Source organism: Ruegeria sp. BHSB064 (assembly GCF_059613205.1).
The window spans coordinates 1-12,185 of sequence record NZ_JBXWSB010000125.1 but is presented as its reverse complement, the minus strand read 5'-3'; the positions used below and the strand labels follow the sequence as shown (position 1 = coordinate 12,185).

Genomic DNA, 12,185 nt, shown 5'->3' with positions numbered 1-12,185 from the left:
AACACAACCGTGGCTCTGCTTGAGGCAGGAGGGCGCGACACAAACCCGTGGATTCACATCCCCGTTGGCTACTTCAAAACCATGCACAATCCCTCGGTCGACTGGTGTTACCGCACGGAACCTGATCCTGGCCTGAACGGTCGATCCATCGATTGGCCACGCGGCAAGGTACTGGGCGGGTCATCCTCATTGAACGGTTTGCTCTACGTGCGCGGGCAGAAAGAGGACTACGACCGCTGGCGGCAGATGGGCAACGAGGGCTGGGGCTGGGACGATGTGCTACCCTTGTTTAAACGCTGCGAAGATCAGGAACGCGGCGAGGATGAGTTTCACGGTGTTGGCGGGCCGCTTTCGGTATCCAACATGCGCATTCAGCGCCCGATCTGCGACGCCTGGGTCGCGGCGGCGCAAGCGGCAGGTTATCCATTCAACCCCGACTACAATGGGGCCCAGCAAGAAGGCGTCGGCTATTTCCAACTGACCACCCGCAATGGCCGCCGGTGCAGCGCCGCCGTTGCCTATTTGAAACCCATCCGGGATCGACAAAACCTGAACATCATGACGAACGCTCTGGTCACGCGCGTCGTTCTGGAAGGGAAAAAGGCAACAGGTCTGGTCTACCGGGATCGTTCCGGCATTGAGAAAACCATGACCGTCCGGCGCGAAATCATTCTGTCCGGCGGAGCGATAAACTCGCCGCAGATCCTGATGCTTTCAGGGATCGGAGACCCAGACCACCTGAAAGAAAACGGCGTCGAGCCCCTGCACGCTCTGCCTGGTGTCGGCAAAGGGCTACAGGACCACTTGCAGGCCCGATTAGTGTTCAAGTGCAATGAGCCGACACTGAATGATGAAGTCCGCAGCCTGTTCAATCAGGCGCGCATCGCCCTGAAATACGCATTGTTCCGTGCAGGCCCTATGACTATGGCCGCCAGCCTGGCCACCGGTTTCATGAAAACCCGGCCAGATGTAGAAACGCCCGATATCCAGTTTCACGTCCAGCCGTGGTCCGCCGACAGCCCCGGCGAAGGCGTGCATCCGTTTTCAGCCTTCACCATGTCCGTCTGCCAACTGCGCCCGGAAAGCCGGGGAGAGCTACGTTTGAACGGCCCGGATCCGGCTAAACATCTCAAGATAATGCCGAACTATCTATCCACTGAAACGGATTGCCGAACCATTGTCGACGGAGTGAACATCGCGCGCAGAATAGCCAAGCATAATCCTTTGGCCTCGAAGATTTCAGACGAGTTTCGACCAACGGCTCAGCTGAGTTGCGACGACTATGAAGGCACGCTGGACTGGGTAAGATCAAACACGGCATCAATCTATCATCCTACCGGCACATGCGCGATGGGAAGCACTGAAGCGTCGGTCGTAGATGCAAAACTAAAAGTACACGGCATAGCCAACTTACGAGTGGCCGACTGTTCGATCATGCCGGAAATCGTCAGTGGTAACACCAATGCTCCAGCCATCATGATCGGCGAAAAGGCCAGTGATTTGATAAGAGCGGATACCTGAAACAACAAAGGTCGGGGCGCTTTTTTCCTCAGTTCGGGTTTGTGCTCTTCTCTGTGGCAAAGAAGGACGGCTGACGTTGGGCTTCAAGCCATTTTCTTAAGATAGCAGCAACCAATCTCTGATAGAGCGGGACGTGGACAATCGCATTCTTGTGCAGGTCGTCGGAAAGCGCATGGACATTGCACGGGATGACGTTTGGGGTGACCGCAAATCAGGAACTCGGCTTGTCGCAATAGGCGCACCGAGGGCCCTTACCGCGCGCACTCTTTCAGATATGCTATTGGAGATGGCATAGCGGCAAGGACAACCCAACTTGTTTGCTGTGCTTCCAAAATTCCAACAGGTAACAGCCCGCAAATCTGCAGCACCTAAGGTTATCTGCAATAAGGACACTTGTTCAGCTTTCAAAGGTTTTCTGCATTCGAAAGCACATCAAGGCAAAATCTTAAGGGGGTGTTTTTCGGCAGCGAGCAGTAACCTTTTGACCGAAAGATGTCCGATGGAGAGTTGCCTCCCCCGATTAGAATGATCAGGAATTCCTCCAATGGCGGTAAAAGCTCTTTCGAGTTTGCTGCTGTTTCTTCCAAAGAAAGTGTTTGAAACGCACTGAATAGCGGTATTTCGATAGTGCCGTCAGTGCCTTGGGGAAATTCGTGCAGGTATTGTCGCGTTCCCCAAACAGGCTCAGTGAAAAAGTCGCGATAGTAAGCCCGGTCCAACTGACCAAACTGAATTTCCAAACCTTGTTGTTCTACTTTACCGTCACGAACATTCTGGTAAATTTCACTTATTTTCTCATAGACTTCGGGCCACTTCACCGCCTCAACTGTCGCGCTTAGTGAGATAATCGCCTTTTTCTTTCCTATGACAACGAAGTCTGAGCGTGGATCGTAAGCCGCGCGCATTTCCTGTCGGATCATCCGAAACATCTCGGATCCTTGATTGGCACCGATATAGTCGACCAAAACATTTGTCCCAACCTGGTCGGCCACATTTGCAAACTCTTCAGCCTTAACAAAAAGGATCAACATCTCGGTAGAGTCGGGATCGGCGAAGTGAATGACACCTGTTGGAAGTGCGAACGCTTCTTTGTCTGTGCCAACCAATACTTCAGCCCATTTCGCAATAGGCAATTCCCACTTTCCTTCCGGCTGGCGAAGCTTTCTGATCAGTTGAAGGGTGCGACGTTCTACTTCTGGATCGCCAGATCTTAGGATTGCCTGAGCGGGTCGGCCAAAACGAAATTTGCCATTCCCAACCTCGGAATCTTCTTTACTAGGTTCGTACTGTAGGAAAGCCGCTACTTCGCTCAGAACATCGTCAGGTCTTCTGGTCCTCGTTGACTTGATCAGGCCGGAGTATTGCAGCTCTCTTGCATACCAAGCGGCCGAGTATTCCGGCTCAAGCAAAAGATTTTCAAGGTGGACGATGGTCTCTGGAAAGACTTCGTTCGGCGCCGAGACAGTTAGCATCAGGCTATCGCGACTTGTTTCGACGTAATGCCTGATCCCTTTCAACCGCTTGTACTCAGCAATTTTGTACGACGAACGGCTTGATGTTCCTCCTGACACGACACTCGAAAGACCAGCACGCAAGGCGGCCACGCGGTCTATTTCCGGTCGATCAATCGGCCAAACCAGGGTGAGTTCTAAAATTCCGTTGGTCAGAGGCTGCAAATAAACGATCTTCGCCTCACCAGTCGTTGCAATCAGCTCTGCTTTGACCTGCTGAGCAGACAGCAGGCCAAGAACCATCAAGACTGCGGAAATGAATCGGCCTTTTAATGTTTGCATGTTAATCTGCTTTCTCGGCCAAAACGACGGATGTGGCCGATGGTTTGATGACCTTTTCGGCAAATTCAATAACGTCCTGATCTGTCGTGTCGTTCAAAATGTCGACAAACACCGACGGTGTGACGGGTGGAAAACCATCCGAAGCCACATTCTTTAGAAAGGACAGAAACGCGATTGGTCGGCGGGCCGCATTCCGGGCTGCTACGACCTGTGTCTGGCGCGCTCGATTGATTTCATCCCTTGTGATCGGTTCGTTCAGCAAATTTGTCAGAGTGTCTGTCAAATGACTGTGCGCCGCGTCCACGCTGAAGCCGGGCATCAGGTGCAAATCGATGGTAAGTTCTAAATCGGCATTCTTGGCAAAATACCAGTCTGCATCGATGTGGAAAACACGTTCGTCCTGATAGTACAGGACCTTGTAAAGCCTTTCGTTCAAAACGTCGCTGGCGATAAAGAATGCGCCCTGCATATCTATGCTGGTTGACCGATCTTCGAAGTCAACGAATTTCGCAAATTGGATTGCGTCGCGCGCCAGCTTGTCCGAACTGACGCGTTCAACAAAACTGAGCCCGGGATCCGGTTTTTGGTCTAACCAGGGCTTCTGAGGAACTTCAGAAGGTTCTGTGTCTTCAAATATACTAGCAACAAGTTTTTTGGCTATTTCAGGTTCAATTTTTCCTGACACGATTAACATTACATTGGACGGTACATAGTGTGTTTCGTGAAATTGATAGGCTTTCTCAAGGTTCAGTTTTGGAAGATCTTCAATGGTATTATCTGCTCGGCCGCGCAGAGTGCCATAGAGGTTTTGAAGTGCGATTCTCCTGAGCCAGCGGAGCGGAGACTGTCTTTCTCGCAGCAGTGTTTCACGCTGAACGATATCAACTTCACTTTCCGCAAACCCTTCCGGCAATGATGGCGTATCCAGAACCGCACGAGACAGCCGCAACAACATTTCAATATCAGAAGGAACGCCAGAGTTCGTATACACCGTCGCTACGTTATGCGTTGTCGCGTAAACGTCGCGCTCTCGTGGCTTCCTGAGTATCGTGGCGTCCGCTGAAAACGCGCTCAGATGCTCAGTTAAATGAGCTGTACCAGATGGCTCCGGGTCATCGTACACTCCAGACAAAACGATCAACTGCACGTCCACGCGATCGAAATCATCCCTCGGAACCACGTAGGCTGCGAACAACCCACCCTTCTCAGAAAGAGGGATGACGTTTTGCGCTTGAGCAGCTCCGGTAAATCCCAAGAAAATAAGCGAAAAAATAAATATGACCGCGCGCATCATAATCCTTTGAACTCAATCACTTAAGAAAAAATACGCCCCTTATCAGGCGTTCCCCGAACAAGACGATGGTTTCCCGAATGCTTGCGGGAAACCAACTGCTATTTCAAGTCGCCAATCGAAAACTTGTCGAATTCCGTTCGGTTCGAGATCAAATATGCCCGGAACTAATGCCTCGAATCTATTTGATCAACGGACCAACCAATTGGCCGTGCTGTCATGGCATCACTTTCTAAGTGCGGCTCAGCAGACAAAAATCCGGTGCTCTTGCATAGATCATGCTGAAAGGTACAGCTTCAGTAGATCTTGTCTTACCCGTTGGTCGCATACCCAACCACCATAACCGTTGCACAAGTACGGCGAAGATTCATAGAGCACTGAAATGTAATTTTTCAGGCTGGACCGGCCAAAGAGATCACCCCGCTCTACAAATCAATCGATCAAGCATTTCGAATTTCAGTTTGATAAACTCCAGTACTCGGTTTGACGAAGCCGACATTTTTCGGGCGCCTAGCGTAACGCATCCCAAGTGTCGGTCAGGATCACCAATTTTTATCGGCAGCGCTGTCAGAGTTTTTTGCCTTTGCATCATGAAGACCACCGAAAACGGCAGAACCGTCAGGGAATCCGAGCCCGTTAAAACGTTCACAACTGCACTCAGCGACCCTCCGGTAAAACTGATTTTAAGGTCTCGCACCCCAATGCCGTCCAGCGTGTTTCGCAGATCACGAAACAGCGGGCTGTTTGCAGGTGGCGCAATCCAGGAATACTCGGTTATGTCCTCCAGCTTCACCTCTTTCTTGCGCGCTAAAGGGTGCCCAGCGCGACAAGCTATGACGTTTCGCCCCGGCAAAATCTGGCGGAATTCATAATCTTCGGACACGTCCGCTGGACGCATGGGAAGTATAGCTACGTCCAAAGTCTCGGCAGACAACTTGGACAAAAGCTCGGTGGGGTACCCATAGGATTGGTCGATCCGAATATTGGGGTACTGGGCCTGAAACTCTGCAATCACGTTTGAGATAACACCGTCCATGAAGATCGGTGTGCCCGCAACCCGAACCGCACCAGCAAGGCCTTGACGGTGCTCGTCCACCAGTCGGCTTGCGTGACGACCCGCGTTCAGAATTCTTTGCCCCTCCTGAGCCAGAGCGAGACCAAGCTCAGTGGGTTGCAATGGCCTTCGGGTGGGCAGGAACAAAGGCTCCCCCACTCGGTCTTCCAACAACGAGACACTTCTGGATACGCTGGGCTGCGATTTCCCAAGTAAAGCAGCGCCTTCGGTCAACCCTCCGGCCTCGACAATAGCCGCAAGAATTTCGAGATGTCTCGGATCAAGCTTCATAACCCAAAGTTATATTGAGTGTCGAAAATTCGATCAAGAGTGCTGTTTTGACCTGCTAGCGTTTCCCTCAGACCCGCAATCCAGCGCTTGTCAGGAACTCGTCCCATGGCACTCAACACCACCAGCATCAATGGCCAGAAAGTCCGGTTCGGCGCAGGTTTGCGTAACGACATCTGCACAGAGCTATCGGTGCTGGGATCAAGCAAAGCACTGCTGCTGTCGACACCTCAGCAAGTCGATATGGCCATGGAACTTGCGACAACTGTCGGGGATCGTGCTGCGGGTGTCTTCACTCGGGCAACGATGCACACCCCGGTCGACGTAACCGAAGAAGCGATTGAACATGCGTTGTCTGTCAAAGCCGATAGCATTGTCTCTATCGGTGGAGGTTCGACGATTGGCTTAGGCAAGGCGATTGCCCTTCGGACCGGGTTGCCACAGATCGCTATTCCAACCACTTATGCCGGCAGCGAAGCTACTCCGATCCTGGGTCAGACTGAGGACGGCATCAAAACCACCCTGACAGACCCAAAGGTTCTACCGCGGGTCATTCTGTATGATCCTGAACTGGTGGCATCATTGCCACCCGCAATGACCGTGACCAGCGCCTTGAACGCGATGGCTCATGCCGCCGAGGCGCTCTATGCCAAGGACCGAACGGAGCAGACCACGGACTTAGCTATCGACGGCCTGAAGGCGTTTGCAGAGGGCCTGCCGACTGTTGTCGAAAACCCTGACGACCTCAAAGCCAGAGAAGAAACGCAGCGCGGTGCTTGGGCCTGCGGTACAGTACTTGGTTTGGTCGGAATGGCGCTGCATCACAAGCTTTGCCATACGCTTGGCGGGTCCTTCAATCTGCCACATGCGGAAACCCACGCGATCGTTCTGCCGCACGCCATCGCCTACAATGCGGTGGGTGCGCCGGATTTGCTGGCACCCGTGACAGACGTTCTTGGCGGCCCTGAACCGGGCCAGGCCCTTTGGGATTTTTCCAAGAGAATGGGCGCACCATTGGCTTTGAAAGATCTTGGTCTTTCAGAAAGCGATCTGGATCGTGCCACCGAAATCGCACTCAAAAATCCGTATTGGAACCCGCGGCCTGTCACTTCTGATGGGCTGCGGGCGCTGCTTCAAAATGCTTGGGCGGGAAACGCCCCAAGCATTTGAGTTCACCGTGTCAAGGGAGGGACACATGATCACACGACGCAAATTGCTGCAATCCAGCGCCGCAACCGGCCTCGGGCTGGCCGCCGGTGCGCTCGCCGCACCTGCTATCGCGCAGGGCGCAAAAATCAAACTGGGCTATGTCAGCCCGCAATCAGGGCCTTTGGCTGCGTTCTCCGAGGCGGACAAGTACATTTTGGACAATTTCGCCGCATCTGAGGCCGGTGCGAACTTCGAAGTCATCGTCAAAGACAGCCAGTCGAACCCGAACCGTGCAGCGGACGTCGCGGGCGAGCTGATTGTGGATGATGAGATCGACCTGATGCTGGTCGCTTCGACACCCGAAACAACAAACCCGGTTGCTTCGACCTGTGAAGCTGAAGAAGTACCCTGCATTTCGACTGTTGCGCCCTGGCAGCCTTGGTTCATCGGCCAACAGGGCAACCCCGGAGATCCCGGATCGTGGGAACCGTTCTACTACGCCTATCACTTCTTCTGGGGCCTCGAAGATGTGATCTCTGTCTTCACCGCAATGTGGAACCAGTTGGAGACCAACAAACAGGTTGGCGCATTGTTCCCAAATGACGGTGATGGCAATGCCTGGGGCGACCCGAATGTAGGTTTCCCACCTGTTCTCTCAGAGTTGGGCTACTCACTGACAGATCCCGGGCGGTATCAGAACCTGACCGATGATTTCTCGGCCCAGATCAACGCGTTCCGGCAGGCCAATGTTGAAATCGTGACCGGAGTTCCGATCCCGCCCGATTTCACGACGTTCTGGAGCCAGGCCAAGCAACAAGGCTTCACCCCGAAAGCCGCGAGTATCGGCAAAGCCATCCTGTTCCCGCAAGCGGTCGAGGCATTGGGCGACGCAGGCAACAACCTGAGTTCCGAAGTCTGGTGGTCCCCCACCCATCCGTTCTCGTCATCGCTCACCGGCGCAAGCTCGGCTGAACTGGCGCAAGGGTACATGGCCGCCACCAGCCGTCAGTGGACCCAGCCCATCGGCTTTGTGCACGCATTGTTCGAAATGGCAGCCAACGTCATGGGCCGCGTTGATGACGCGGGTGATGGCGATGCGGTCGCTGAGGCTATCGCTGCCACGCAGTTGGATTCAATTGTTGGCCGGATCGCCTTTGATGGCGCGGGCCTGCCCCCCTTCGCCGCCCAGAACGTTGCAAAAACGCCGTTGGTAGGTGGGCAATGGAGGCTGCTCGACAACGGCAGCTATGACCTCGTGATCGTTGACAACTCCTCGGCACCCGAAATCCCGACCGCAGGTGTGATGGAAGAAATCTCCTGATCGCAACACAACAAACGCCCCGGATCATCTCCGGGGCAGGAACACCAGTATGACCATTCTTTCGCTCAAAAACGTCTCCAAAAGCTTTGGTGCGCTCACCGTTACTGACGATGTCAGCTTTGACGTTGAGCAGGGACAAGCGCTTGGGATCATTGGCCCGAATGGGGCGGGCAAGTCGACGCTGTTCAACCTGATAACGGGCAATCTGACATCTGATGCGGGATCGATCCATTTCGATGGAGCAGATGTGACGCGCGTGCCGCCGATGCAGCGCTGCCTATCGGGCATAGGACGATCATTCCAGATCCCTCAGCCCTTTGATCACCTGACGGTTTTCGAAAACCTGTTGGTGGCCGCAACCCATGGGCAGAGCAAGTCAGAACATGAGGTCGAACAGGCCTGCGCCCGTATTCTTGAGCAAACTGAATTGCTGGACGTGGCCAATGACCCCGCCGGTGGTTTGCGTCTGCTGCAACGCAAGCGACTGGAATTGGCCCGCGCTATGGCAACAAACCCCAAGCTTTTGTTGCTGGATGAAATCGCCGGGGGGCTGACCGACGCGGAATGCACCGCGCTGATCGACACGATCAAGGGGCTGCACAGCAGCGGAGTGACGATCATCTGGATCGAACATGTCCTGCATGCGCTCACCTCGGTCGTTGAACGGCTGCTGGTTCTGGATTTCGGCAAGGTCATCGGTCTGGGTGATCCGGACGAGATCATGAACAGCCGGGAAGTCAAAGAAATCTATCTGGGGATCGAAGTCTGATGAGCCTGCTGGAGACCCACGCGCTGACCGCCCATTACGGCGACTTCCAAGCCCTGTTCGGTGTGGACGTCCACCTGAACGAAGGCGAAACCGTTGCCATCATCGGCGCAAACGGGGCCGGGAAATCGACCCTCATGCGCTCGATTTCAGGGGTTCTGACCAACGGACCTGATCAGGTGCGTTTTGACGGCCAACCCATCGGAGACCTGCCCGCAGACGAGATCATGGCACGCGGAGTGGCTATGGTGCCCGAGGGGCGTCGGCTGTTTCCTTCCTTAAGTGTCGAGGAAAACCTGCTGATAGGCACCTATGGCCGAAAGGTATCTGGCCATTGGTCCTTGCAAACAATCTACGACCTGTTCCCAATCCTGAAAGAGCGCCGGAACCATCCCGGCACCGCCCTGTCTGGCGGACAACAGCAGATGGTCGCCATTGGCCGCGCCCTGATGAGCAACCCGCGCGTTCTGCTGTGCGATGAGATCAGCCTCGGCCTGGCACCCGTCGTCATCAAGGACATCTATGATGCCGTGCCGCGCATTCAGGAGGCCGGGGCCAGCCTGATCGTCGTGGAGCAGGACATAGGACAGGCGATGAAAGTCGCCGACCGCGTCTACTGCATGATGGAGGGTCGCGTCACGCTGGAAGGCACCGCAGACACGCTCAGCCGTGAGGCCATACACGACGCCTATTTTGGAGGAGCTGCCGCATGATCTGGATCGATACCATTATTCAGGGTGTTCTGTTGGGCGGGCTCTATGCGCTGTTTGCCGCAGGGCTGAGCCTTGTGTTCGGGATCATGCGGCTGGTCAATCTGGCCCATGGAGACCTGATCGTCTTTGCAGCCTATCTGATCCTTCTGCTGGTTTCTCTACTTGGGCTCTCACCATTTCTGGCGGCCACCATTGCCGCGCCGATCATGTTTGGCGTGGGCTGGGCTTTGCAGAAACATGTGCTGAACCGCGTACTGGGGCCTGACATCCTGCCACCTTTGCTCGTAACGTTCGGTCTGTCGGTCGTTTTGCAGAACGCATTGCTTGAAGGGTTCTCAGCAGATAGCCAGCGTCTCCCTGCGGGCGAAATCGCAACGGCATCCGTTCAGATGGGCGGGCTGAACCTCGGCGTTCTGCCGTTGCTGACCTTTGCCTCGGCGATCCTTGTGATCGTCGGTCTGAACCAGCTTTTCTATCGCACGGAGTTAGGCCGGGCGTTCCGCGCGACCTCGGATGATGCGGTGACGGCTGGTTTGATGGGCATCCGCCCTGAACGGATATTTGCCACAGCAACCGCCATTGCGATGCTGGTTGTCACACTGGCAGCTCTGTATCTGGGAATGCGGGCAAACTTTGACCCCAATATCGGCCCAGCGCGCCTGATCTATGCCTTCGAGGCGGTGATCATTGGTGGCCTCGGCAGCCTTTGGGGCACTCTGATCGGAGGCATCATCATCGGAGTCGCGCAAACCGTCGGCGCCGCGATCAATCCCGAATGGCAAATCCTGGCCGGTCACCTGGCCTTTCTCATTGTGCTTCTGATCAAGCCCAGAGGCCTGTTTCCAAGGGCGGTGGACTGATGACTGATACTTCAATGTACCGCGTCCAGACTCAGACCCGCGCGTCTTACAGCGCCGGAGCCGTCTGCATCGCCCTGATCATCCTGTTCATCCTGCTGCCAACTTTTGCCAGCCGGGGATTGATCCAGGACCTATTCTTTATCTTTACCATGCTTGTTCTGGCGCAGTTCTGGAACTTGCTCGCGGGATATGGCGGGCTGGTGTCCGTCGGCCAGCAGGCCTTTGTAGGCATGGGCGCCTACGCCATGTTCGGCGGCGTCATCCTGTGGGGGATGGATCCGGTTCCAGCGATCCTTATGGGCGGCGTCGCGGCCCTGATTGTCGCCATCCCCACAGCCTTTTTTGCCTTCCGCCTGCGAGGGGCCTATTTCGCCATCGGCACATGGGTCATCGCCGAGGTTATGCGCCTGCTGGTGGCCCAATGGAAGGTTCTGGGCGGCGGCACAGGAACCTCTTTGCCCCGCACAGCAACGCGTGAGATGTGGGCGACCGAGTGGATCCAGACCACCTTTGACGTTCGAGGCGCGGCAGCGCGGGATATCCTGACCTATTGGCTCGCCTTGGCATTGGTGATCGCCACGATCGCAGGTATCTACTGGCTGCTCAGAACCAAGCGCGGGCTGGCGCTGGCTGCGGTACGGGACAACGTCGAAGCGGCTAAGTCTGTTGGCGTTGATGCGGTGCGGATGAAATGGCTGGTCTACCTCGTCTCAGCCGCTGGAACCGGGCTGACTGGCGCGTTGATCTATTTGCAAAAGTTGCGGATCTCGCCTGATGCTGCGTTCTCGGTCACCGACTGGACGGCTTACGTGATCTTCATCGTCGTGATCGGCGGAATTGGCACCATTGAAGGCCCGATCCTGGGCGTGCTGATCTTCTTCATCCTACAAAGCCTGCTGGCCGATTACGGCTCCTGGTACCTCATGGTGCTGGGGTTGATCGGGATCGCCGTCATGCTCTTCGCTCCGCGCGGCATCTGGGGGCTGATCTCCGAAAAGACCGGGCTGCAGATTTTCCCTGTTCGCCGTCGTCTTGTGCTGACGAACCCGAAAGACAGCCACAACTCAATTCAATCTGACAAACAGAGGGAGGCGTAACATGGCCACCATAACAACTGATGTCCTCATCATCGGGACCGGCCCAGCGGGGTCTGCAACGGCGGCTTTGCTGTCGAGCTATGGCGTCGAGAACATGGTCATCAACCGCTATCGCTGGCTGGCCAACACGCCACGGGCACACATCACCAACCAGCGCACGATGGAGGTGCTGCGCGACCTTGGTCACGAGGTCGAAGCCGAAGCCTACATGCACGCCGCGCATCAGGATCTGATGGGCGAGAACGTGTTCTGCGAAAGCCTAGCAGGTGAGGAAATCGGACGCATGAAAAGCTGGGGCAATCACCCGCTGTCCAAGGCCGAACACCTGCTGT

11 protein-coding genes are annotated in these 12,185 nt (G+C 55.2%); 8 read left to right on the top strand and 3 right to left on the bottom strand.

Annotated features, from left to right (window positions below; all coding sequences use genetic code 11):
* On the top strand, nucleotides 1–1,521 hold a 1,521-nt coding region (locus tag AC2FNU_RS20840; RefSeq protein WP_496792023.1), incomplete at its 5' end, for a GMC family oxidoreductase.
* Nucleotides 1,522–1,925: 404 nt separating this feature from the next.
* On the opposite strand, the gene AC2FNU_RS20835 is transcribed toward AC2FNU_RS20840, so the two are convergent.
* The 3 genes from AC2FNU_RS20835 to AC2FNU_RS20825 form a co-directional block, all read right to left on the bottom strand.
* A complete protein-coding gene (locus AC2FNU_RS20835; protein WP_496792018.1) occupies nucleotides 1,926–3,314 on the bottom strand; it encodes a peptidase M16 family protein in 1,389 nt (462 codons plus the stop codon).
* Nucleotide 3,315: 1 nt separating this feature from the next.
* On the bottom strand, nucleotides 3,316–4,605 hold the full coding sequence (locus AC2FNU_RS20830; RefSeq protein WP_496792013.1) for a M16 family metallopeptidase: 1,290 nt from the start codon (nucleotides 4,603–4,605) through the stop codon (nucleotides 3,316–3,318).
* Between the two features lie 415 nt (nucleotides 4,606–5,020).
* The gene (locus AC2FNU_RS20825; protein ID WP_496792008.1) at nucleotides 5,021–5,950 is read right to left on the bottom strand and encodes a LysR family transcriptional regulator; all 930 of its coding nucleotides are present in this window, start codon (nucleotides 5,948–5,950) and stop codon (nucleotides 5,021–5,023) included.
* A 105-nt stretch (nucleotides 5,951–6,055) separates the two neighbouring features.
* Between AC2FNU_RS20825 and AC2FNU_RS20820 the strand changes: the two genes are divergently transcribed.
* The 7 genes from AC2FNU_RS20820 to AC2FNU_RS20790 all read left to right on the top strand — a co-directional run.
* Nucleotides 6,056–7,117, top strand: a complete 1,062-nt coding sequence (locus AC2FNU_RS20820) for a maleylacetate reductase (RefSeq protein ID WP_496792003.1) — start codon at nucleotides 6,056–6,058, stop codon at nucleotides 7,115–7,117.
* A gap of 25 nt (nucleotides 7,118–7,142) precedes the next feature.
* Nucleotides 7,143–8,417, top strand: a complete 1,275-nt coding sequence (locus AC2FNU_RS20815; RefSeq protein ID WP_496791998.1) for an ABC transporter substrate-binding protein — start codon at nucleotides 7,143–7,145, stop codon at nucleotides 8,415–8,417.
* Between the two features lie 49 nt (nucleotides 8,418–8,466).
* Entirely contained in the window at nucleotides 8,467–9,186 is a 720-nt protein-coding gene (locus tag AC2FNU_RS20810) for an ABC transporter ATP-binding protein (protein WP_496791993.1), read from the top strand.
* A complete protein-coding gene (locus AC2FNU_RS20805; protein WP_496791988.1) occupies nucleotides 9,186–9,896 on the top strand; it encodes an ABC transporter ATP-binding protein in 711 nt (236 codons plus the stop codon). Before AC2FNU_RS20810 ends, AC2FNU_RS20805 begins: the two co-directional genes overlap by 1 nt.
* A complete protein-coding gene (locus AC2FNU_RS20800) occupies nucleotides 9,893–10,756 on the top strand; it encodes a branched-chain amino acid ABC transporter permease (protein ID WP_496791985.1) in 864 nt (287 codons plus the stop codon). The genes AC2FNU_RS20805 and AC2FNU_RS20800 overlap by 4 nt, the downstream gene beginning before the upstream one ends.
* Complete coding sequence (locus tag AC2FNU_RS20795; protein WP_496791980.1) at nucleotides 10,756–11,853, top strand: branched-chain amino acid ABC transporter permease; 1,098 nt, start codon at nucleotides 10,756–10,758, stop codon at nucleotides 11,851–11,853. Before AC2FNU_RS20800 ends, AC2FNU_RS20795 begins: the two co-directional genes overlap by 1 nt.
* A gap of 1 nt (nucleotide 11,854) precedes the next feature.
* A partial coding sequence (locus AC2FNU_RS20790) for an FAD-dependent monooxygenase (protein WP_496791975.1) occupies nucleotides 11,855–12,185 on the top strand: 331 nt, incomplete at its 3' end.

Bases quoted from the DNA above. Each gene is read 5' to 3' on its own strand.
- AC2FNU_RS20830 (WP_496792013.1), bottom strand. From the start codon at position 4,605: ATGCGCGCGGTCATATTTATTTTTTCGCTTATTTTCTTGGGATTTACC.
- AC2FNU_RS20835 (WP_496792018.1), bottom strand. From the start codon at position 3,314: ATGCAAACATTAAAAGGCCGATTCATTTCCGCAGTCTTGATGGTTCTT.
- AC2FNU_RS20795 (WP_496791980.1), top strand. From the start codon at position 10,756: ATGACTGATACTTCAATGTACCGCGTCCAGACTCAGACCCGCGCGTCT.
- AC2FNU_RS20805 (WP_496791988.1), top strand. From the start codon at position 9,186: ATGAGCCTGCTGGAGACCCACGCGCTGACCGCCCATTACGGCGACTTC.
- AC2FNU_RS20800 (WP_496791985.1), top strand. From the start codon at position 9,893: ATGATCTGGATCGATACCATTATTCAGGGTGTTCTGTTGGGCGGGCTC.
- AC2FNU_RS20820 (WP_496792003.1), top strand. From the start codon at position 6,056: ATGGCACTCAACACCACCAGCATCAATGGCCAGAAAGTCCGGTTCGGC.
- AC2FNU_RS20810 (WP_496791993.1), top strand. From the start codon at position 8,467: ATGACCATTCTTTCGCTCAAAAACGTCTCCAAAAGCTTTGGTGCGCTC.
- AC2FNU_RS20825 (WP_496792008.1), bottom strand. From the start codon at position 5,950: ATGAAGCTTGATCCGAGACATCTCGAAATTCTTGCGGCTATTGTCGAG.
- AC2FNU_RS20815 (WP_496791998.1), top strand. From the start codon at position 7,143: ATGATCACACGACGCAAATTGCTGCAATCCAGCGCCGCAACCGGCCTC.